Here is a 21,427-nt window from a genome sequence, read left to right on the forward strand (position 1 = left end):
CTGCTTAGCGGATGCCGCCAAGACGATCGAAATTGAAATTACCCAGGTTCATCCAGACAAAGAAGGCTTTGCCCACGATATTTTTGTCCGGTACGAAACCCCAGATACGGCTGTCGGCACTATTGTCCCGATTGTCGCCCATCATAAAGTAATTTCCTTCAGGAACTACACACGAAAACCCTTCGTAGTTGTAAGTGCAGGCCTCACGGTGCGGGAAATTGTCGTCCACCTGGCCGATCAGGACCGGCGGCGCCTTTTCGTTGTTCAGGATGCGGTGCTGTACGTTGCCGAGCTGTTCGGTAAATTGTTTCTGGTAAGTAAGAGTGCCTTCTTCCAGATAATCTTCCATCGGGGTATAGCCAACTGCCTGGCCATTCACCGTTAAGCGCTTGTTTTGATAAACAATTTTATCACCCGGCACACCAATCACCCGCTTGATGTAGTCCTGGCTCATATCCTTCGGATATTTGAACACCATCACATCGCCGCGCTGCGGATCGTTGACCTGCACCACCTTCCTGTTCAGGATAGGCAGGCGAATGCCATAGGTGTATTTGTTCACCAGGATCAGGTCGCCCACCAGAAGGGTCGGCACCATCGACGAGGATGGGATCTTGAACGGCTCCCACAGGAAAGAGCGCAGGAAGAACACCAGCGCGATCACCGGGAAGAAGCTGCCCGAATATTCGATCCAGGTCGGCTGGCGCAGGATGTCCGCTTCCAGCTTGGAGCGGGCATTGCCCTGCTCGTCCATGCGGATGCCGTTGGCAGCCGAGCGCGCCATGCGCTCGTCATATTCAACCAGCGCCTTGTTGGCGGCAGCGCGGCGCTGCCTGGAAAACACCACCAGGTCGAGGACCCAGATGATCCCCGTCACCACCATCAGGACGAACAGGATTAAAGCGAAATTGCCCAGGATGGATTGCAGTGTCATTTCTCTTCCACTTGAAGGATTGCCAGGAATGCCTCTTGCGGGATCTCCACGGAGCCCACTTGCTTCATGCGCTTCTTGCCTGCTTTCTGCTTCTCGAGCAGTTTCTTCTTACGGGTGATGTCGCCGCCGTAGCACTTGGCCAGCACGTTCTTGCGCATCGCCTTGACGTTTTCACGCGAGATGATGTTGGAGCCGATCGCTGCCTGGATCGCCACGTCGAACATCTGGCGCGGGATCAGTTCGCGCATCTTGGCCGCCACGGCGCGGCCGCGGTATGGCGCATTGGCGCGGTGCACGATGATGGCCAGCGCGTCGACCTTTTCGCTGTTGATGAGCATGTCGACCTTGACCACGTCGGCAGCACGGTTTTCCTTGAACTCGTAGTCCATCGACGCGTAGCCGCGCGAGGTGGACTTCAGCTTGTCGAAGAAGTCCAGCACGATCTCGGCCATCGGCATCTCGTACACCAGCTTCACCTGGCGGCCGTGGTAAGCCATGTCCATCTGGATGCCGCGCTTGGCGATGCACAGGGTGATCACGGAACCGACATACTCTTGCGGCATGTACAGGTTGACCGTCACGATCGGCTCGCGCACTTCGTTGATGTGGCTCGGGTCCGGCATGCGCGACGGGTTGTCGACGTGGATCACGGTGCCGTCGCGTTTCTCGACTTCATACACCACGGTCGGTGCGGTGGTGATCAGGTCCTGGTCGAATTCACGCTCCAGGCGCTCCTGCACGATTTCCATGTGCAGCAGGCCGAGGAAGCCGCAGCGGAAGCCGAAGCCCAGCGCCTGCGACACTTCAGGTTCGAACTGCAGCGCGGCATCGTTCAGTTTCAGCTTTTCCAGCGAGTCGCGCAGCGCATCGTACTGGTTGGCTTCCACCGGGAACAGGCCGGCGAACACCTGCGGCTGGACTTCCTTGAAGCCTGGCAGCGGGGCCGGAGCGCCGTTTTGTGCATGGGTGATGGTGTCGCCAACACGGGCGGCTTTCAGTTCCTTGATGCCGGCGATGACGAATCCCACCTGGCCTGCGGTCAGCTGGGACAGCGAGACGGAACGCGGCGAGAAGATACCGATGTCTTCCACCAGCTGCACCGAGTCGGTCGCCATCAGGCGGATCTTTTCTTTTGGACGCAGGGTGCCGTTCACCACGCGCACCAGCATCACCACGCCCACGTAGGCGTCGTACCAGGAGTCGATGATCAGGGCTTGCAGCGGCGCTTCCGGGTCGCCTTTTGGCGGCGGCACCTTGGCGATGATCGATTCCAGAACGTCTTCCACGCCCAGGCCGGTCTTGGCCGAGCATTGCACGGCGTCGCCGGCTTCAATGCCGATCACGTCTTCGATCTCGGCGATCGCGGTTGGCGGGTCGGCGTTCGGCAGGTCGATCTTGTTCAGTACCGGCACCACTTCCACGCCCAGGTCGAGCGCGGTGTAGCAGTTGGCCACGGTCTGCGCTTCCACGCCCTGCGACGCGTCCACCACCAGCAGCGCGCCTTCGCAGGCGGACAGGGAACGGCTCACTTCATAGGAGAAGTCGACGTGGCCCGGGGTGTCGATCAGGTTCAGGTTGTAGATTTCGCCGTTGCGCGCCTTGTACTTCAGGGCTGCGGTCTGGGCTTTGATGGTGATGCCGCGTTCACGTTCCAGGTCCATGGAGTCCAGGACCTGCGCTTCCATCTCGCGGTCGGACAGGCCGCCGCACAGCTGGATGATGCGATCCGCCAGCGTGGACTTGCCGTGGTCAATGTGGGCGATGATGGAAAAATTGCGAATGTTGTTCATTAAAAATCGAAACGAGCTATAACAAAAAGGCGCTTGAGCGCCTTTTTATGGAATTCAATGCAAGGGTAACCCCCGGCATTTTACCGGATTTCAGAGGGGAAAGCCGGATTTCTAGAGGGAAGACTGTGAAATAGTGCCATTCCGGCAATCATTTCGACAACACGGCCCGTACTTTGGCCTCATCCAGGAAGTAATGGCACAGCTCTGGCTCAGCCAGATCGGCGAACAGCACCGGTACCAGCTCGTCGAAGCGCGCCACCAGGGCTTCGTCGGCATCAACGTCAATGACTTCGACAGTGAACGGCTTTTCCGGGGTTTGCAGGGCATTCAGGGCTGCCAGCATGTCTTCGCACAGGTGGCAGTAGGAACGGGAATAAAGGGTAAAGTGCGGAGTGGCGTGCATTCAGGGCTTGCGTGGGCTGGTCTGCGCCCCCTCGGGCGCGGGCTGCCATTGTAGCGCGCCGGGCGGGATGGTGATGATGATAGCCTGCGGCTGAACGGGCGCAGTCGCCACCGTTGCGACGGGTTCCTGTCTGGCGAACCGTCCCTGCGGCGGCGCATAGTTCATGACGAACGTCATGACAGTAATCATGAGTGCTATCGATCCTAGCGTCGCGCCAACCGTCCATTTCACAACTGTCGCAACGGCACGCTCGAGGTCAGCTTTAGTTGCCATCTCCCTGTCGAGGCGCGCCAGGATGGCTTGAGAATCACGCTCCACGATGGTTACCCTTGTGCGAATAACTTCATCTTCGGCGTGCGCGTCGTAGTTGCCAAACTCATGCGGCATGGCGTCCTCCTGGCGCGCAGGGCGGAGAACCAAACGTAACGCCGCCGCGGGCTTGCCGCCTTGAGGGGCGACAAACGCGCGGCGGCGTCGGGCCGAGCGGTGCTTACTTGGAGGCGGGCGCCGGGCGCAGCGAGAAGTGCTGCGCCTGGTTGCCGCGGCGCACCAGCACGGCGGCGGCCCGCTTCGGATCGAGCTTGGCCACGGCAGCATTGAACTGCCTGGCGTCCACGATGTCCTGGTTGTTCAGCATCAGCAGGATATCGCCCTGGCGCAGGCCGGCAGCCTCGGCCGGACCGTCGGTATCCTCAACGATCACGCCTCCGGACACGCCCAGTTCACGCTTCTGCGCCGCAGTCAGGTCGCTGACTACGAAGCCCAGCGCATTGACCGCACTGGCTGGCGCCTCGTCCCTCTTCTCGCCCTTCTTGCCGCCCGAACGAGCAGCCACCTTGTTGTCCGGATCAGCCTCGCCCACCGTGACATGCACATCCACCGGAGCGCCCTTGCGCCACACGGTCAAAGTCGATTTGCTGCCTGGCGCAGTGCCCAGCACCATGCGGGTCAGGTCGGCAAAGCGGTCGATATCCTTGCCGTTGTACTTGATGACTACATCGCCCACGCGCAGGCCGCCCTTGTCGGCCGGGCTGCCCGGTTCGACCTGGGTCACCTCGGCGCCCTTGTTGTTCTTCAGGCCCAGCGACTCGGCGACGTCCTTGTTCAGCTCGCCAATCTGCACGCCCAGGCGACCGCGGGTCACCTTGCCGGATTTCTTCAATTGGTCGGCCACGCGCATCGCCTCGTCGATCGGGATCGCAAAGGAAATGCCGTTATAGCCACCGGACAGCGTCGCGATCTGCGAATTGATGCCGATTACTTCGCCCTTCAGGTTGATCAGCGGCCCACCCGAGTTGCCCGGGTTGACCGCCACGTCGCTCTGGATCAGCGGCAGCAGGTCGCCGGTATCGCGCGCCTTGGCCGAAATGATGCCGGAGGTGACAGTGTTCTCGAGATTGAATGGGGAACCGATCGCGATCACCCATTCGCCGACGCGGGACTTGTTCGGGTCGCCAATGGTCAGGTAGGGCAGCTTGCCGCCGCTATCGATCTTCAGCACGGCCACGTCGGCGCGCGCATCGGCGCCCAGCACCTTGGCCTTGAATTCCCGCTTATCGGTCAGGGTGACGTACACCTCGTCGGCGCCATCGACTACGTGGGCATTGGTCAGCACATAGCCGTCGGCCGACACGACAAAGCCGGAGCCGATGCCGCGCTGGATCTCCTGGCCCGGGGTCGGCAGGTTACGGCGGCGCGGCGCCTGGCCGCGCGGCATTTGCCCGCCGAAGAAGCGGCGCAGGAATTCCTGCATTTCATCGACCTGGCCAGCCGCGTCGACGTCGCGCTGGGTAATGCGTTCGGTAGTACGAATATTCACGACAGCCGGGCCGACTCGCTCAACGAGGTCGGCAAAGTCCGGCAAACCGGCCACGGCGGGAGCCGCCGCATAGGCGGGCGCGAAACCGGCAACGGCCGGCAGGCCGAGGGAGGCTGCACTGAGTACCAGCGCAGAAATCATGGTTTTTTTCATGGTTGCGTTCAGTGAAAGTCAATGAAGAACAAGCAATATAAATCAGCTTCGTGTTAAACGGGAGCCGGATATTGTGACGATATGTTGCGGGCAACCCCTCGCGGTTTCAAGAGGCCGCTTCGGCAGCTTCCGACCCTTGCCCCGCTCCCTCACCCTCGCCCGCCTGCTTGCTCTCGCCCGGCACGGCCTCCTGGCACGCCGGCTCGCCGGCCACCACCTGCGTTCGCACCAGATGACTGTCGCGCTCCGCCTCGTCCAGCGCCGCCGCCAGCCGCGCCACGAAGCCTGCACTCGGCTCGATGTCGGCAACACTCAGGCGCAAGGCCTCCCCGATCACCGCATTGACCTGGGCGCCCACGGGCAGCTCATCCTCATCCGGCAGCAAAATCATTGCTCCTCCTCACCAACGCTTATCGACAGGCAAATCCAGTAAAGGCCGCAAGCGCCGTGCAATCGCTTCGCGGGCGCGAAAAATCCGGCTGCGCACGGTTCCCAGCGGACACTCCATGATTTGCGCAATTTCCTCATAACTCAAGCCCTCGATTTCCCGCAGCACGACGGCAGTTCGCAACTCCAGCGGCAAAGCCTCCATGGCCGCATCGATGGCCAGCATCACCTGCTTGCTGAGCAACATCGACTCCGGCGTCCCGATTTCCGGCACCGGCGCCGGAAGCTGGGACGGCGCCACGCCCTGCGGTGCGCTTCGCTGCCGCCGCCGCAGGATTGCATTGCGCGCCCCATTCAAGGCAATCCGGTACAGCCAGGTGTAGAACGCCGCCTCGCCCCGAAAGCGCGGCAAGGCGCGGTACGCCTTGAGGAAGGTCTCCTGCACCACATCCTCCGCCTCGGCCGGATCGCGCAGCAGCCGCAGGACCAGGCGCAGCAGGCGCCGCTGGTAGCGCGCCACCAGCTGGTCAAACGCGGCCCGCTCCCCTGCCCGGGCCCGCTCCACCAGCTCACGATCTGGGTCCACCTTCATAAGAGCAGTCCCGCGAAGATTGGTTCACATTTTTTGAAGCTGGGCCCGCACTGCCGCCTGCAGCCGGCGCCACTCGCCGCGCGCCACCGAATCCGGCAGCAAGGCCAGCCACAGGCGCAGCCCTCCTTCCAGCTCGAGGTGGAGCAGCAAGGCGGCCGGCCACGCGGTGCAACCATCGAGCAAGCGTGCCCGGCACTGCTTCCGGTATACCGTCAGCCGGATTTCTCCGACACCGGAAATATCAATGTGGCTGCAATTGACTTCGCGCCGCAGGCTTGCCAGGGCTGCCACCGCCAGCAAGGGCTGCCCGCTCCATGCCCCGACAGCCAGCACGGACGCAACAATCCCTGCCCGCAAAACGCGCAGGCATGGCGACGGACGAACAGCGACAGATGCCGCGATCGACATAGGAATAAATGAAGGGGGGTACAGCGGGAGCGCTCGCCCCGGTACTGAGACCGGGGCGAGGCTTGGAAGTTCCGTTTAGACTTTAGCGAACAGCAGGCTGCCGTTCGTTCCGCCGAAGCCGAAGGAGTTCTTCAGCGCATAGTTGATCGTGGCATCACGCGCGGTATTGGCGCAGAAGTCCAGATCGCATGCCGGATCCTGGTTGAACAGGTTGATGGTCGGTGGGATCACCTGGTTGTGGATTGCCAGTACGGTGAACACAGACTCCAGGCCGCCAGCGCCGCCCAGCAGGTGGCCGGTGGCCGACTTGGTGGAGCTGACAACCAGCTTCTTGGCGTGGTCGCCGAAGGTGCGCTTGACACCCTGGACTTCCGCCACGTCGCCCTGCGGCGTCGAGGTGCCGTGCGCGTTCACATAGTTCACCTGGTCAGGGTTGATGCCAGCGTTGCGCAGCGCGTTCTGCGCCGACTTGCTGCCACCAGCGCCATCTTCCAGCGGCGAGGTCATGTGATATGCATCGGCGCTCATGCCAAAGCCCAGCACTTCTGCATAGATCTTGGCGCCGCGCGCTTTCGCGTGTTCGTACTCTTCCAGGACCATGACGCCGGCGCCTTCGCCCAGCACGAAGCCGTCGCGGTCCATGTCCCATGGGCGGGACGCGGTGGCAGGATCATCGTTGCGTTGGGACAGCGCGCGAGCCGAAGCGAAACCGCCCAGGCCCAGCGGCGACACGGTCGATTCCGCGCCGCCGGCGATCATGACATCCGCATCGCCATATTCAATGGCACGGGCTGCCACGCCGATCGAATGCAGGCCGGTGGTGCAAGCCGTCACGATGGACAGGTTGGGACCGCGCATGCCGTACTTGATCGACAGGTTGCCGGAAATCATATTGATGATCGAGGCCGGCACGAAGAATGGGGAGATACGGCGCGGACCGCGCTTGTCGTAGTCTTCCTTCTGCGCTTCAATCATCGGCAGGCCGCCGATGCCGGATCCAATGATCACGCCGATGCGATCGGCATTTTCTTCGGTGACGGTGATGCCGGAATCCTGGATTGCCTGGATGCCAGCGGCCATGCCGAAGTGGATGAATTTATCCATGTGACGCGCTTCTTTGGCGTCGAGGTAGTCCTCGACGTTGAAGCCCTTCACTTCACCCGCGAAACGGGTGGAGAAGGCCGACGCGTCAAAACTAGTAATGTTTGCGATCCCGGACTTGCTCTCGGTGATTGCTTTCCACGCGTCGGCAACGCTGTTGCCGACGGGGGAAATAACACCGAGGCCGGTGACCACTACACGACGGTTTTTAGAACTCAAGCGAGTCTCCCGGAGTGGATCGGAGAGTCAGGGCTTTGATTAGGCCTTGACGTGTGCAGTTGCGTAGTCGATCGCTTGCTGCACGGTGGTGATCTTTTCAGCTTGTTCGTCTGGGATTTCCATTTCGAACTCGTCTTCCAGTGCCATTACCAGCTCAACGGTGTCGAGGGAATCGGCGCCCAGGTCGTCGACGAAAGAGGATTCGTTCTTGATGTCTGCTTCAGCGACGCCCAGTTGTTCAGCGACGATTTTCTTAACGCGTTGTTCGATATCCGACATGTTATGGCTCCAATATGTTGTTACGGAAAGCGCGCATTTTAGCAGGTTTGCGCGCCTATAAACTAATTTCGACGTTTGATTTGATCTACGTTGAAATCACTATTAAATGATGCGATCGTGCGGCATTATGCCGCATAACCGTATCAATTCATATACATACCACCGTTCACGTGGAGGGTGGTACCGGTAATATATGCGGCCGCTGGCGAGGCCAGGAAAGCGACGGCTGCCGCGATATCTTCCGGCTTGCCCAGGCGGCCCAGTGGAATCTGGGTCAGCAGGGCCGTATGCTGGTCTTCGCCCAGCGCCTTGGTCATATCGGTATCGATAAAGCCGGGGGCGACGCTGTTGACGGTAATGTTGCGGCTGCCGATTTCACGTGCCAGGGCGCGGGTCATGCCCTCGACGCCAGCCTTGGCGGCAGCGTAGTTCATCTGGCCAGGGTTGCCGGCCGAAGCCACCACGGAGGTGATATTAATGATACGCCCAGCCTTCGCTTTCATCATGCCGCGCAGGACAGCACGCGACAGGCGGCCCACCGAAGTCAGGTTGGTGGCGATCACGTTATCCCACTCCTCGTCCTTCATGCGCATGGCCAGCTGGTCTTGCGTGATGCCCGCGTTGTTGACCAGGATGCCGACGGCGCCGTAGGTTTTCGAGATATCGTCGATGACGGCAGCGCACTGCTCGGCGTTGGTGACGTTCAGCACCATACCCCTGCCTGCTTCCGCGCCGATGTCGGCCAGGTAGGCCGAGATCGCTTCTGCGCCGGCCTCGGTGGTGGCGGTGCCGATCACTTTGGCGCCCTGGCGGGCCAGTTCTTGCGCGATTGCCTTGCCGATGCCGCGCGAGGCGCCGGTCACCAGTGCTACTTGATTAGCGAGTGTCATTGTCATCCTTGTTTATTTCAGGGTTTCCAGCATGCGCTCGAGGGTTGCCTGGTCGTAGATGGCCTCGCCAACCAGGACCGGATCGATACGCTTGGCCAGGCCCATCAGGACCTTGCCCGGACCGCATTCAACCACATTCGTGATGCCGTCGGCTGCAACTTTCTGCATGGTTTCCACCCAGCGCACCGGGGAAGCGGCCTGGCGCACCAGTGCGTCCTTGATCGAAGCCGGGTCGTTCAGCACGGCCACGTCCACATTGTTGATCAGCGGGATTTGCGGCGCATTGAAATGGATCGAAGCCATGTACTCGCGCAGGCGATCCGAAGCCGGCTTGAGCAGCGAGCTGTGGAACGGCGCGGAAACCGGCAGGCGCATGGCGCGCTTGGCGCCTTTCGCCTTGGCGATTTCACAGGCCTTGTCGACCGCGGCAGCGTGACCGGCGACCACGACTTGCGCTGGCGCATTGTAGTTAACCGCTTCCACCACTTCGCCAGGAACGGCGGCAGCCGCTTCGGCGCAGGCTGCACGCACGTCTTCATCGGACAGGCCCAGCATCACAGCCATGGTACCCTGCCCGACTGGCACGGCTTCCTGCATCGCTTGGGCGCGGAAGCGCACCAGCGGCACCGCATCCTTGAAGGAAATCACGCCTGCAGCTACCAGGGCCGAGTACTCGCCCAGCGAGTGGCCGGCAACCACGGTTGGCACCGGGCCGCCAGCGGCGATCCAGGCGCGGTAGGCTGCCACGGCAGCGGTCAGCATGATCGGCTGGGTATTGGTGGTCAGGTCGAGTTCTTCTTTCGGGCCTTCAGCAATCAGCTTGGCCAGGTCGAACTGCAATGCGTCGGAAGCTTCGGCAAGGGTCTGTGCGACCACTGGATTGCCGGCAAAACCTTCCATCATGCCCACGGCCTGGGAACCCTGGCCCGGGAATACGAACGCGAATTTATTCATCTTTCAACCTTTAGACTTCTTATTCTAAAAAGGACTGCATTTTATTACATCCGGGCCAGTACGGCACCCCACGTAAAGCCACCGCCTACACCTTCCATCATCACCACATCGCCCTTCTTGATGCGGCCATCGCGCACCGCGACGTCCAGCGCCAGCGGGATCGAAGCTGCGGAAGTATTGCCATGCTGGTCGACGGTCACCACCATCTTTTCCGGCTCCATGCCCAGCTTCCTGGCGGTGCCGTTCATGATGCGGATATTGGCCTGGTGCGGGATCAGCCAGTCAATCTGGCCGGAAGTCATGCCTGCCGCGTCCAGTGCCTCGTAGGCCACCTTCTCCAGCACCGACACCGCCAGCTTGAACACCGCCTGGCCATCCATGTACAGGAAAGCGCTGCCGTCGATCGCGCCGTTGGACAGGCTGCCCGGCACGCGCAGCACATCGGAATGGCGGCCGTCAGCATGCAGCTTGCACGCGAGGATGCCAGGCTCTTGCGACGCGCTCATGACAATGGCGCCAGCGCCATCGCCAAACAGCACGCAGGTGGTGCGGTCTTCGAAATTCAGGATGCGAGAGAACACTTCCGCACCGATCACGAGCACATTCTTGTGCATGCCGGACTTGATGAAGCTGTCCGCCGTCGCCACCGCGTAAACGAAGCCGCTGCAGACGGCCTGCACGTCCACTGCCGCGCAGTTGTTGGTCATGCCCAGCTTCTTCTGCACGATGCAGGCCGTGCTCGGGAAGCTGCCGTAAAAGTCCGGCGTGGAACTGGCAACGATGATCAGGTCGATATCGTCCGGCTGCATGCCGGCCATTTCCAATGCCCGCTTGGCCGCGATCACACCCAGGTCGGACGAAGCCTGTTCAGGCTCCGCATAGTGGCGGGCGGAAATGCCGCTGCGCGACACAATCCACTCGTCCGAAGTCTCGATGCCCTTGGCAGCCAGCTGGGCTGCCAGTTCATGGTTGGTTACGCGTTTCTCAGGCAGGTAGCTGCCCGTGCCTACGATCTTGCTGTACAGGGTCATGCGTGTCTCTCGTTTGTGGTGTCGTCTCTTCCTGCGGCATCAGTTCGGCAATCATGGCCGACAGATGCTCTTGCAAATCATGATGCGCCGCCTCGTAAGCGCGGCGGATTGCCCATTCAAAGGCTTCCACGCCCGCCCCACCATGGCTCTTGAATACCAGGCCGCGCAGGCCCAGCAGGCCGGCGCCGTTAAAGCGGGCAGGATTCAGGCGTTGGGTGATCATGCGCAGCGCACCGCGCGCGATCAGCGCACCCAACATGGTGATCGGGTTACGCTTGAATTCTTCGGTCAGCACCACCTTGAACAAGCTGGCCAGGCCTTCGATGGCCTTCAGCGTCACATTGCCGACAAAACCGTCGCAGACGACGATGTCGGTGGTACCTTTGAAAATATCGTTCCCTTCCACGTTGCCGTAGAAGTTCAGGGCGCCGCGCTCGTGGTCGGCGCGCAGCAAGGCAGCGGTGGCTTTCACCACTTCATTGCCCTTGATGTCTTCCGTGCCCACGTTCAACAAGCCGATGGTCGGGCGTTCGATGTCCTCCATGGCCTGCACCAGCACATAACCCATGATAGCGAATTGGTGCAGGTGGTGCGGTTCGCAATCCACGTTGGCGCCCAGGTCCAGCATATAGGTTGGCTTGCCCAGCTTGTTGGGCATGATGGTGCAGATGGCAGGACGGTCGACGCCGGCCATGGTCTTCAGCACGTAACGGGAAACTGCCATCAGGGCGCCGGTATTGCCAGCCGAAACACAGCCGGCAACGGCGCCGCTCTTGACCTGCTCAATGGCCACGCGCATCGACGAATCCTTCTTGCGGCGCAAAGCGACCTCGAGCGGGTCATCCATGGTGACCTGTTCGGAAGCGTGAAGGACGGTGAGGCGCGGCTCGGCCTCGGCGTGGTGCTTTTTCAGTTCAGCGCGAAGGACGTCTTCCAGGCCAACAAGGACCAGCTCGGCATTCGGTTCGTGCTTGAGGAAAGAGAGTGCTGCGGGGATCGTAACTGAGGGGCCGTGATCGCCACCCATGCAGTCGATAGAGATTTTAATTGTCATTGTATAACTCAAAGAAAAAGCGGCGCGACGTCAGAAAATCCTGCGTAGCACCGCTTTGTCTTGTCGCTGAAGCGAAACGTCGATTACTCGTCGTTCTTGGTCTTCAGCACTTTGCGACCACGATAGAAGCCGTTAGGCGAAATGTGGTGACGCAGGTGGGTTTCACCGGTGGTTGGCTCAACGGCCAGGTTCGGTGCTACCAGAAAATCGTGCGAACGGTGCATGCCGCGCTTCGACGGGGATTTCTTGTTCTGTTGAACAGCCATGATGACTCCTAATACTAAAGTTCTAAGATTTTAACACATCCGATGCGCAAAAACATGCGAATCGAGCTTTTACATCCATGCCAAACTCGATTACTGCACGCGTTTTGACACGTTCTTTGCTACTACAAACTGATTAATTCGTTTTCAGGCCTTTCAGGCCGGCGAAGGGCGACGCCTTCTCATTCTTCGCAGAGTCGACCAGCGAGGTATCAGGACACACCTCGTGCTTCGGCGACTGCGGCAAGGCCAGCAGGGCCTCATCTTCCACCAGGTCCATGAGATTCATGGAGCGCGCACCGACGATCACGTCAATGCTTTCATCATCAATGATTTCCTCGATCTCGTCCGCATCCTCGTCGTCCTTGCCGAGCATCAGGAGCGTCGACGAATCGATGTCGTAATCAAACGGGGTCAGGCAGCGCTGGCACACCAATTGCACTTTGCCGGCAACGGTCAGGCGCATCTGCGGGAAGCCCTGTTTGCTGGAACCACCCTCCACCTTCCAGGCCAACTCACCGGAAGTGTTTGCGCATTCCTTGCTAAGCCGGGTCATTTCAGCGACGGGCGTTACCCCTTCCTTGCTGCTGTTGGTCCGACAGAATTCAAAGGCGTCGATCTCAAAAGCATTCATTGGCTAAAATTTCCCTCGAAAACCTGCGATAATAACAGGATTTTCCACGCCGCGTCAAAGACTTGCGAGACTTTTCGCTGTTTTTCTACGGCGCAGAGAGCATATAACATTTCCCTGATGAAAACAACCGACATCATTCTCGCCTCCAGCTCGGCCTACCGCCGGGAGCTGTTGTCGCGGCTGCGTTTACCGTTCTCGGTCGATGTGCCGGATATCGACGAAAGCCCGCTGCCGGGCGAAACTCCCTCTGCCACCGCCCTGCGCCTGGCCCGTGAAAAGGCTGCCGCAGTAGCTGCCCGCCACCCTGGCGCGCTGGTGATCGGCTCCGACCAGGTCGCCACTTTGGACGATGAGCAAATCGGCAAACCTGGCAATCATGCCAATGCCCTCGCCCAGCTGCAAAAAATGCGCGGGCGTGAAGTGGTGTTTCATACCGCGCTTTGCGTGTGGGATGGGCGCAACAATACGCACCAGCTTGAAGACATCCAGACCGTGGTCAAGTTCCGCGATTTGCCGGACGAGGAACTGGATGCCTACCTGCGCATCGAGCAGCCCTATGATTGTGCCGGAAGCGCGAAAAACGAGGCGCTGGGAATTGCGATCCTGGAGCGGATCGATTCCAGCGATCCGACGGCACTCACGGGCTTGCCGCTGATCGCCTTGACTGGCATGCTGCGCGCTGCCGGCGTCAGCTTTTTCCAAAACCGGTAGACCGGTGTCCGACCCACAGGGTCAGACACCAACGGCGCACCGGCCAACACAGTATGCAGACCGGTGTCTGACCCTGCGGGTCTGACACCGCATCACCGGTTTAAAAACATGAACGGCACCCTATACCTCATCCCCAACACCCTCGGCCCCACCGACTCCCTGGACCAGGTCATCCCCCAGCACGTGCAGCAACTGACCTCCCATCTCACCCACTTCGTCGCCGAAAACGCCAAAACCGCCCGCGCCTTCCTGAAGCAAGTCGGCACCGCCAAGCCCATCCAGGAAATCGCGATCAGCGAACTGAACATCAACACGCCGCAAACCGCACTGCAAGCCTTGCTCGAACCCCTGAAAGCTGGCCACGACGTCGGCCTGTTGTCCGAAGCCGGCGTCCCTGCAGTCGCCGACCCGGGCGCCGACCTGGTTCGCCTGGCCCACGCCAACAGCATCCCGGTCCGTCCGCTGGTCGGCCCCTCCTCCATCCTGATGTCCGTGATGGCCAGCGGCCTGAACGGCCAAAGTTTCGCCTTCAACGGCTACCTGCCGACCGACGCTGCGCAACGTGCCAAGCGCCTGAAAGAACTGGAAACGCGCTCCCGCCAGGAAAAGCAAACGCAGCTCTTCATCGAAACACCCTACCGCAACGCAGCCATGCTGGAAGCACTGGTCAGCGCATGCACCGGCAGCACGCTGATCTGCGTGGCCACCGACATCAGCCTGCCAACGGAAACGATTCGCACCCGCACGGGCGCGCAATGGAAGGGCCTGCTCGACTCCGGCAAGGCGCCGGATTTCCACAAGAAGCCAACGGTGTTCCTGCTACTGGCCCAATAAGCTATTGAACCGAGTGGGCATACTCATTGACCCACTCAAACGCCTCGCGCTGCAGCGCATACAGCGCCGAAGGCGCCAGGTCCAGCTTGTGCAGGATGCCGGTCAGTTCCCGCCCCTCCTGCGCCCGCTCGATCAGCTCGATCAGGCGCAGCACATCGCCATAATCCCCCTCGCGATGCAACAGCGCATCGCGCACCTCGTCCAGCACATTGACGCTATCGAGGATTTCGCCCATGCGCACCGAGAACAGCGCATCCATCAGCGACATGATGCCGACCGTAAAACCAATGTCAGCCGCCACCCGTTCCGACGGCCGCACATGCCCCATCACCAGCTCCATGGTCTTGCCGCGCGTGGTCGCCATTTGCAGCAAGGGCGAGTCGAATTCCGAGCCTTTCACATACAGCAGGATCTGCAGCCAGCGCTGCAACTGCCGGCGCCCCAGCACGATCAGGGCATGCCCGACGGAATTGATGCGGAAGCGCGCGCCCACCGCCGGGGTATTCACCAGGCGCAGCAGGTTCAGGGAAATCAGCGGGTCATGCTTGACGCTGCGCTCCACCTCGCGCTGGTCCGCATCCTGGTTCAGCAAATCCAGCAAGTGCATGATGGAGAGCTGAGATGGCGTAATCTTCTTCCCGCTCAGGATCACCGGCCGCGCGAAATAATAGCCTTGGAAGTATTCAAAGCCCAGGTCCATGCACTCGCGGAACTCCTCGACCGTCTCCACCTTCTCGGCCAGCAGCTTCTGGTTGGGGTTGCGCAGGTTGCGCGCCAGGGCTGGCAGGCTGCCGCGCTCGATCTGCTTGATATCGACCTTGATCACATCCATCAGGGGACGTAACGCCGTCACGGCATCACTCTCCCCCGCCACATCGTCGAGGGCGAACTTGTAGCCCGCCTGCTTCAGTTCCTGCACCCGCTTCAGCACGTCCGGCGTCGGCTCGACCGACTCCAGCACCTCGAGGATGACCTTGTCATTCGGCAGAAAGTGAATGAAATCGCTCATCAATCCCGTCGTGTCGACATTGACGAAAGCGAGCTGGTCGCCCACGACCTGCTCCATGCCCAGCTCGGAAGCATGGGCAATCACGGAGGCAGTGGCATGGGTTCCGTCCGTCACACGGGCTTCGTGGACTTCGGCATTTCGGTAGAGCAGCTCGTAGGCCACGAGCCGCTGGCTGCGGTTGAGGATGGGTTGCCGTGCCAAGAAGAACTGATTGGCATACGGCATTGGGATCTGCACTTCACTTTCAACCACGGCTGTCATGGGTTTCCCCATTGTTAAGACTCATGGTGTCAAGACTATACCCATTAGTGCAGTCCTGGCAACATTTTTATGTTGTGCGCTGCGGGACCTTCTTGCTTGTGGCCGCCTCGCCACTCTCCAGCGTGAACTGCGCACCGGCATCACGGCCCAAAACCTGCACCAGGTAGGGCATCACCTGGCGCAGCATCGGCTCCAGCGTGTACGGAGGATTCAGCAGGAACATGCCGCTCGTATGCAGCGCGATGCCGTCCGGGGTTGGCGTGCTGATGCACAGGGTCACGTTCAGCCAGCTCTTGGCCGGCAAGTGCTTCAGGCGCTCGGCGAAGTTGCGCGCCTCAATGCGCTGCAGCACAGGATACCAGACCGCATACGTGCCGGTCGGGAAGCGCTTCAGCGCATCGTTCAGCATGTCAGTGACCTTCTTGTAGTCCTGCTTGTCCTCGTAGGGAGGATCGCACAGCACGATGCCGCGGCGCGATGGCGGCGGCAGCAGCGCCTTCACGCCCAGGAAACCATCCGCCTTGTTGACGATCACACGCTTGCCGCGCGCAGCAGGCCGGCGGCCATTGGCCGCCTGGTGCTGCTCCAGCTTGTGGAAATTGTCGGCCAGGATCTTGGCGTCCGACGGGTGCAGCTCGAACAGGCGAAGGCGGTCTTCTTCGCGCGCCACGATTTCGGCGCAGTAAGGCGAACCAGGGTAGAAGCGCAGTTTGCCGCTTGGGTTCAGGTCCTTGATCAGTTGAACGTAGTCGGCCAGCGGTTCCGGCAGGTCATCACGATCCCACAATGGGCCGATGCCGGTCTCGAATTCAGCGGTCTTGGTGGCTTGCGCGCTATCCAGCGAATAAACGCCGGCGCCGGCATGCGTGTCGATATAGGTGTAAGGGACGTCCTTCTGGTTCAGGTATTCGAGGACCTGGACCAGGACAAAGTGCTTGAGGACGTCGGCGTGATTGCCGGCATGGAACGCGTGGCGGTAACTGAACATAGGAGAGGCGGGTCAATAAGATTTGCCGGCATTATCTCATGCGCATGATCGCCTGCGATACACTGGCCAAATGATCACCCTTCTTCCAGTGGCCAGCACCGACATCCCAGCCCTGTGGGAATTGCGCACCCGCGCGCTGCGCAGCCAATGCGCCGGCCACTACGATCCCCTCACATTGAGCACGTGGGCCGCAGCCCCGGCGCCCTCGACCTATCCCGCCTTGCTGGCCCAAGGCGGCGGCATCAAGGCCTATATCAACGGCGAACTAGCCGGATACGCCATCCTCGACCTGGAGAGCAATGAGGTGGATGCGGTCTTTGGCGAACCGCGATTTGGCGGCCAGGGCGTAGGCAAATGCCTGTTGAAAGCCCTGGAGCAGATGGCCGGCGAACCCGCCGCCCTGCACCTCTATGCTTCGCTGAACGCAGTCCCCTTCTACGAAGCGGCCGGCTATCGAGCAATGAAGAACACGCAGTACCAGCATCCCTCGGGAATCCTGCTGGACTGCGTGTTCATGACTCGCACTTAAGCGACTTTCTTCTTCTCGTCGAAGAACTGCTCGTCTTCGGTCGATCCATGCAGGGCCGTGGTGGAACTCTGGCCCTGCTGGATGGTTTGAGTCACGGCATCGAAGTAGCCCGTACCGACTTCGCGCTGGTGCTTGACCGCGGTGAATCCTTTGGCGGCCGCGGCGAATTCGGCTTCCTGCAGCTCCACGAAGGCGGACATCTGGCGGCGCGCATAGCCATGGGCCAGGTCGAACATGCCGTAGTTCAGGGAATGGAAGCCGGCCAGCGTGATGAACTGGAACTTGTAGCCCATCGCCCCCAGCTCTTTCTGGAATTTGGCAATGGTCGCGTCGTCGAGGTTTTTCTTCCAGTTGAAGGAAGGCGAGCAGTTATAGGCCAGCAGCTTGCCGGGGAATTTGGCATGCACGGCTTCGGCGAAGGCCTTGGCGAATGCCAGGTCAGGCTTGCCGGTTTCGCACCACACCAGGTCAGCGTAAGGAGCGTAGGCCAGCGCGCGGGAAACCGACTGCTCCAGGCCATTGCGCACCTTGTAGAAGCCTTCCACGGTGCGTTCGCCGGTGCAGAAAGGCTTGTCGTTGTGGTCCACGTCGGAGGTCAGCAAGTCCGCCGCTTCAGCGTCGGTACGGGCGATCACCAGGGTCGAGGTGCCCATGACGTCAGCCGCAAGGCGCGCAGCGGTCAGTTTTTCGACGGCTTCGCGGGTTGGCACCAGCACCTTGCCTCCCATGTGGCCGCACTTTTTCACCGAAGCCAATTGGTCTTCGAAGTGCACGCCCGAAGCGCCGGCTTCGATCATGGCCTTCATCAGTTCGAAGGCATTCAGCACGCCGCCGAAGCCGGCTTCCGCGTCCGCAACGATAGGCGCGAAGAAGTCGATATTGTCCTTGCCCTCAGACCACTGGATCTGGTCGGCGCGCTGGAAGGTGTTGTTGATGCGGCGGACAACCATCGGCACCGAATTGGCAGGATACAGCGACTGGTCCGGATACATCTCGCCCGCCAGGTTGGCATCGCCAGCCACCTGCCAGCCTGACAGGTAGATCGCCTTCAGGCCGGCCTTCACCTGCTGCATGGCCTGGTTGCCGGTCAACGCGCCCAGCGCATTGACGAAGGGTTCGTTGTTCACCAGGTCCCACAGCTTTTCCGCGCCGCGCTTGGCCAGGGTGTGCTCGATGGCCAGCGAGCCGCGCAGGCGCACCACGTCTCCGGCGGTGTATGTGCGAGTGACTCCCTTCCAGCGTGGATTGGTATCCCAGTCGTGCTGCAGGGCAGCGATTTGTTCGGCGCGAGTAGCCATGATGATCTCCTACGAAAGCGTTAGAAAACGAAAACCGTTAGAGATATCTTAGGCGTGATTGTTCTGGTGCAACACGTCTTATATAAGACATATAAGCGCCTTTTATTCGCGCAAAATCAAACACTTGAGGCGCATGTTCCATGATGCGGAACGCCATTTCTCCTTTCGAGAGAAACAAGGTTTCTTGATTTGACGCACTTTCCATCGCATGAAATGATGATTTCACATGGTGGAAAGCGCACCAGTATCAGGCGAGCTTTTGCTTGGCCACCAGCACACCATCCGCATCCGCATAGATCCAGTCGCCGGGGCACACTGCGACGCCAGCAATCTGCACATTCACATCGCGCTTGCCGACGCCGTCACGCGCACTACGCTGGGGATGCGTCGCCAAGGCCATGATGCCGACGTCGCACTCCGCCAGCTCCGCGCTATCGCGCACGCAGCCATCGACAATCACGCCTGCCCAGCCGTTGTTCTGCGCCAGCAGGCCAAGCTGGCCGCCGACAAGCGCCCGGCGCAGGCTGCCGCCGCCATCGATTACCAGCACCCTGCCCCCGCCCTGGGTTTCGAGGGTCGCACGCACCAGCGCATTATCCTCATGCACTTTCAGCGTCGCAGCCGGCCCGGAAAACTGGGCTCGCTTGCCGAAGTGGCGGAAGAATGGAGACAGGACTTGCAGGCTGCCGTCGTCCAGCATCGCAGGATTGTCGTCACAAAGGTCTGTCGTGGCAAAACTCATGGCATTACTCGCGGTTATGGAAGATGACACGACTATATCAGGCTGCAACGTTGGCGGTGGCGCGGGTACGGCTGCCAACGCCGGTCGCGGTAGCGATGGCCAGCAGCAGGAAAAAGGCGATGCCGGCGAAGACGTACTGCGGCTTGCCTGCGTCCATCATCAGGCCGAATAGCAGAGGCCCGACCGAGAGGCCGCTATCCAGGCCGGAATACACCACGCCGTACACGCGGCCCGTGGCATTCTTCGGCGCTGCGGCGCGGATCATCAAGTCGCGCGATGGTCCTGCAATGCCGGAGAAAAAGCCGACCAGCGCCATCAAGGCTACGGCACCCCAAGCGGGAACCACCGCCATGCCAAGCAGCAGGGCCAGGACGGCGGCCAGCGCGAAGGCGGCGGCAATGGTACGGTCGTGGTTCTTGCGCCCAGCACCGAGGAAGCCGCCCAGCATCATGCCAACCGCGGACGCCAGCATATAGGCCGTGAAGGCGCTGGTCGCCATCGCCAGCGACATGCCGTACAGCTTGACCAGTCCGGTCGAGGCGAAACTCTGGATGCCGCCCAACGCCAGCGCAGTCAGGAAGAAGAAGCCAAAGCACATCCACACCGAAGGCAGTCGCAGGAAATCAAACGAGCCGCCCTGCCGCGCGCCGGCGGCGTGATGAATGACAGGATCAGGGCGCAAGGCTGCGCGGTTCCACCACAGGATCGCCAGCACGATCGCGGGCAGCGCTGCAGCCGACAGCAAGGCGGTACGCCAATCCGTGGCACTGGCCACGCCAGTCAGGAACAGCGGCGCGGCAGCCCAGCCAATGCTGCCGCTGATGCCATGCACGGAAAAACCATGCGCCAGGCGGTCGCGCGACACGCGCTGGTTGAGGATCGTGTAGTCCGCCGGGTGGAAGATGCTGTTGCCCATGCCCGCCATCAGCGCGCCCGCCACCAGGCCGGCATAATTCTGGGCATTCGACAGCACCAGCGCCGATACCCCTAGCATCGCCATGCCTGAAAACAGCACGCGGCGCGCGCCGACCCGGTCCACCACAAAGCCGGCCAGGGCCTGGCCAATGCCCGACACCACAAAGAACACCGTCATCAGCAAGGCCAGCTCCGAGTAGCTCAGGCCGAAAGCCGTCTTCAGCCAGGGAAACAGGGCAGCCAGGATCAGGTGATAGAAATGCGAGACGCCATGCGCCAGCCCGACCAGGCCGATCACGCGGGCATCCGTGCGTAAGGTTTGCTTATCCATTCTGTGCCTCATTCGTATAAAGAATGGAAACATTTTAGAAGAACATCGCCCGTCTGTTTTGAGCTAGGATGACATCATTTATCGCAAAACCGCCATCCCATGCCGATCAAGATCGTCACCCATACCGGCCCGCACGAAAGCCGCCGTGAGCCGAGCGCCGTGCAGCCTGTCACCATGATCGCCCGCGACCTGGTCAGCGAACGGTCACTGCAGGCGCATACCCACGACTGCGCCCAACTGACCCTGGCGCTGGAGGGCGTCATCCGCGTGAATGCGATGGACAGCAGCTGGATCGTGCCGCCGCAGCGCGCCATCTGGACCGCCGCCAATGTCGAGCACTCGCTGAGCGTGATCGAAACCGCGCGCCTGCGCCCGGTCTACGTCGTGTCGTCTTACGACCCCTTCCCCGGTGAACCGTGCAAGGTGCTCGAAGTCTCGCCGCTGCTGCGCGAGCTGGTCGTGGCACTGGAGCTGGAAGATCCGGAGGTCCCGACCCACCGCTCCCAGCTGCTCTGCAAGCTGATCCTGGACGAATTGCCGCACCTGGCCACGCGTCCGATCCGCGTCCCCATGCCGCGCGACAAGCGACTGAAAAGCCTGTGCGATGCCCTGCTCGCCGATCCGGGTGCAACGCACACTCTGGAAGAATGGGCAAGCAAGGCTGGCGCATCGGAGCGCACGCTGGCGCGCCTGTTTGAAAAGGAACTGGGCATGAGTTTCGGCCAGTGGCGCCAGCAGGCCCGGCTCGCACATGCCGCGCCGATGATTTCCAGCGGCATGCCCTTGTCGCAGGTCGCCGATGCGCTGGGCTATTCAAGCCAGTCCGCCTTCACCGCCATGTTCCGCAAGACCTTCGGCTGCCCGCCTACCGAGTTTTTCAACACCCGCATCTGATAAA

General features: G+C 61.0%; 25 protein-coding genes. 4 read left to right on the top strand and 21 right to left on the bottom strand.

Annotated elements, in window-relative coordinates:
- Positions 1–4 precede the first annotated feature (4 nt).
- The 16 genes from lepB to ACN9MW_RS21110 all read right to left on the bottom strand — a co-directional run bounded on the left by lepB (position 5) and on the right by ACN9MW_RS21110 (position 12,911).
- Entirely contained in the window at positions 5–934 is a 930-nt protein-coding gene (gene lepB / locus ACN9MW_RS21035) for a signal peptidase I (RefSeq protein ID WP_426162472.1), read from the bottom strand.
- The gene (gene lepA, locus ACN9MW_RS21040) at positions 931–2,724 is read right to left on the bottom strand and encodes a translation elongation factor 4 (RefSeq protein WP_426162473.1); all 1,794 of its coding nucleotides are present in this window, start codon (positions 2,722–2,724) and stop codon (positions 931–933) included. The genes lepB and lepA overlap by 4 nt, the downstream gene beginning before the upstream one ends.
- A gap of 148 nt (positions 2,725–2,872) precedes the next feature.
- Entirely contained in the window at positions 2,873–3,127 is a 255-nt protein-coding gene (locus ACN9MW_RS21045; protein WP_426162474.1) for a glutaredoxin family protein, read from the bottom strand.
- The gene (locus ACN9MW_RS21050; protein WP_426162475.1) at positions 3,128–3,514 is read right to left on the bottom strand and encodes a hypothetical protein; all 387 of its coding nucleotides are present in this window, start codon (positions 3,512–3,514) and stop codon (positions 3,128–3,130) included. It lies immediately after the preceding gene.
- Positions 3,515–3,617: 103 nt separating this feature from the next.
- Positions 3,618–5,099 (bottom strand): DegQ family serine endoprotease, encoded by a 1,482-nt coding sequence (locus ACN9MW_RS21055; protein WP_426162476.1) that lies wholly within the window; start codon positions 5,097–5,099, stop codon positions 3,618–3,620.
- A gap of 106 nt (positions 5,100–5,205) precedes the next feature.
- The gene (locus ACN9MW_RS21060) at positions 5,206–5,490 is read right to left on the bottom strand and encodes a hypothetical protein (RefSeq protein ID WP_426162477.1); all 285 of its coding nucleotides are present in this window, start codon (positions 5,488–5,490) and stop codon (positions 5,206–5,208) included.
- Between the two features lie 9 nt (positions 5,491–5,499).
- Positions 5,500–6,078 carry a sigma-70 family RNA polymerase sigma factor gene (locus tag ACN9MW_RS21065; RefSeq protein ID WP_426162478.1) on the bottom strand — a complete coding sequence of 193 codons (579 nt, stop codon included), beginning with the start codon at positions 6,076–6,078 and terminating at the stop codon, positions 5,500–5,502.
- Between the two features lie 24 nt (positions 6,079–6,102).
- Entirely contained in the window at positions 6,103–6,411 is a 309-nt protein-coding gene (locus tag ACN9MW_RS21070; protein WP_426162479.1) for a protein YgfX, read from the bottom strand.
- 150 nt (positions 6,412–6,561) lie between these two features.
- Positions 6,562–7,806, bottom strand: coding sequence for a beta-ketoacyl-ACP synthase II (gene fabF, locus ACN9MW_RS21075; protein ID WP_426162480.1), 1,245 nt, complete (start codon positions 7,804–7,806; stop codon positions 6,562–6,564).
- Positions 7,807–7,845: 39 nt separating this feature from the next.
- The gene (acpP, locus tag ACN9MW_RS21080; protein ID WP_028104092.1) at positions 7,846–8,085 is read right to left on the bottom strand and encodes an acyl carrier protein; all 240 of its coding nucleotides are present in this window, start codon (positions 8,083–8,085) and stop codon (positions 7,846–7,848) included.
- A gap of 143 nt (positions 8,086–8,228) precedes the next feature.
- On the bottom strand, positions 8,229–8,981 hold the full coding sequence (gene fabG, locus ACN9MW_RS21085; protein ID WP_426162481.1) for a 3-oxoacyl-ACP reductase FabG: 753 nt from the start codon (positions 8,979–8,981) through the stop codon (positions 8,229–8,231).
- Positions 8,982–8,987: 6 nt separating this feature from the next.
- The gene (fabD, locus tag ACN9MW_RS21090) at positions 8,988–9,929 is read right to left on the bottom strand and encodes an ACP S-malonyltransferase (RefSeq protein ID WP_426162482.1); all 942 of its coding nucleotides are present in this window, start codon (positions 9,927–9,929) and stop codon (positions 8,988–8,990) included.
- Positions 9,930–9,973: 44 nt separating this feature from the next.
- Positions 9,974–10,960 (bottom strand): beta-ketoacyl-ACP synthase III, encoded by a 987-nt coding sequence (locus ACN9MW_RS21095; RefSeq protein WP_426162483.1) that lies wholly within the window; start codon positions 10,958–10,960, stop codon positions 9,974–9,976.
- Positions 10,914–12,014, bottom strand: coding sequence for a phosphate acyltransferase PlsX (plsX, locus tag ACN9MW_RS21100; protein WP_426162484.1), 1,101 nt, complete (start codon positions 12,012–12,014; stop codon positions 10,914–10,916). The genes ACN9MW_RS21095 and plsX overlap by 47 nt, the downstream gene beginning before the upstream one ends.
- A gap of 83 nt (positions 12,015–12,097) precedes the next feature.
- On the bottom strand, positions 12,098–12,280 hold the full coding sequence (gene rpmF / locus ACN9MW_RS21105) for a 50S ribosomal protein L32 (protein WP_028104096.1): 183 nt from the start codon (positions 12,278–12,280) through the stop codon (positions 12,098–12,100).
- Positions 12,281–12,413: 133 nt separating this feature from the next.
- A complete protein-coding gene (locus ACN9MW_RS21110) occupies positions 12,414–12,911 on the bottom strand; it encodes a YceD family protein (RefSeq protein ID WP_426162485.1) in 498 nt (165 codons plus the stop codon).
- A 117-nt stretch (positions 12,912–13,028) separates the two neighbouring features.
- Here ACN9MW_RS21110 and ACN9MW_RS21115 point away from each other — a divergent pair, with 117 nt between their 5' ends.
- Together ACN9MW_RS21115 and ACN9MW_RS21120 are read left to right on the top strand one after the other, a co-directional pair.
- Positions 13,029–13,622: a Maf family nucleotide pyrophosphatase gene (locus ACN9MW_RS21115; protein WP_426162486.1), complete on the top strand. Its 594-nt coding sequence runs from the start codon at positions 13,029–13,031 to the stop codon at positions 13,620–13,622.
- A gap of 108 nt (positions 13,623–13,730) precedes the next feature.
- On the top strand, positions 13,731–14,456 hold the full coding sequence (locus tag ACN9MW_RS21120; protein WP_426162487.1) for an SAM-dependent methyltransferase: 726 nt from the start codon (positions 13,731–13,733) through the stop codon (positions 14,454–14,456).
- Position 14,457: 1 nt separating this feature from the next.
- Here the strand turns inward: ACN9MW_RS21120 and ACN9MW_RS21125 are convergent, their stop codons facing one another.
- On the bottom strand, positions 14,458–15,726 hold the full coding sequence (locus ACN9MW_RS21125) for an EAL and HDOD domain-containing protein (protein WP_426162489.1): 1,269 nt from the start codon (positions 15,724–15,726) through the stop codon (positions 14,458–14,460).
- A 67-nt stretch (positions 15,727–15,793) separates the two neighbouring features.
- The gene (locus tag ACN9MW_RS21130) at positions 15,794–16,714 is read right to left on the bottom strand and encodes a 23S rRNA (adenine(2030)-N(6))-methyltransferase RlmJ (RefSeq protein ID WP_426162490.1); all 921 of its coding nucleotides are present in this window, start codon (positions 16,712–16,714) and stop codon (positions 15,794–15,796) included.
- Between the two features lie 70 nt (positions 16,715–16,784).
- On the opposite strand from ACN9MW_RS21130, the gene ACN9MW_RS21135 reads away from it, so the two are divergent.
- Complete coding sequence (locus tag ACN9MW_RS21135; protein ID WP_426162492.1) at positions 16,785–17,243, top strand: GNAT family N-acetyltransferase; 459 nt, start codon at positions 16,785–16,787, stop codon at positions 17,241–17,243.
- On the opposite strand, the gene aceA is transcribed toward ACN9MW_RS21135, so the two are convergent.
- From aceA to ACN9MW_RS21150, 3 genes are all read right to left on the bottom strand, one after another.
- Positions 17,240–18,541 carry an isocitrate lyase gene (gene aceA / locus ACN9MW_RS21140; RefSeq protein WP_426162493.1) on the bottom strand — a complete coding sequence of 434 codons (1,302 nt, stop codon included), beginning with the start codon at positions 18,539–18,541 and terminating at the stop codon, positions 17,240–17,242. The two genes, ACN9MW_RS21135 and aceA, sit on opposite strands and share 4 nt — an antisense overlap.
- Positions 18,542–18,788: 247 nt before the next feature.
- A complete protein-coding gene (rraA, locus tag ACN9MW_RS21145; RefSeq protein ID WP_426162494.1) occupies positions 18,789–19,283 on the bottom strand; it encodes a ribonuclease E activity regulator RraA in 495 nt (164 codons plus the stop codon).
- A gap of 37 nt (positions 19,284–19,320) precedes the next feature.
- Positions 19,321–20,529 (bottom strand): MFS transporter, encoded by a 1,209-nt coding sequence (locus ACN9MW_RS21150; RefSeq protein WP_426162495.1) that lies wholly within the window; start codon positions 20,527–20,529, stop codon positions 19,321–19,323.
- A gap of 99 nt (positions 20,530–20,628) precedes the next feature.
- Here ACN9MW_RS21150 and ACN9MW_RS21155 point away from each other — a divergent pair, with 99 nt between their 5' ends.
- A complete protein-coding gene (locus tag ACN9MW_RS21155; protein ID WP_426162496.1) occupies positions 20,629–21,423 on the top strand; it encodes an AraC family transcriptional regulator in 795 nt (264 codons plus the stop codon).
- Positions 21,424–21,427 lie beyond the last annotated feature (4 nt).

It is taken from the genome of Pseudoduganella sp. R-34 (assembly GCF_049904655.1).
In the GTDB taxonomy this organism is placed as follows: Bacteria; Pseudomonadota; Gammaproteobacteria; order Burkholderiales; family Burkholderiaceae_D; genus Rugamonas.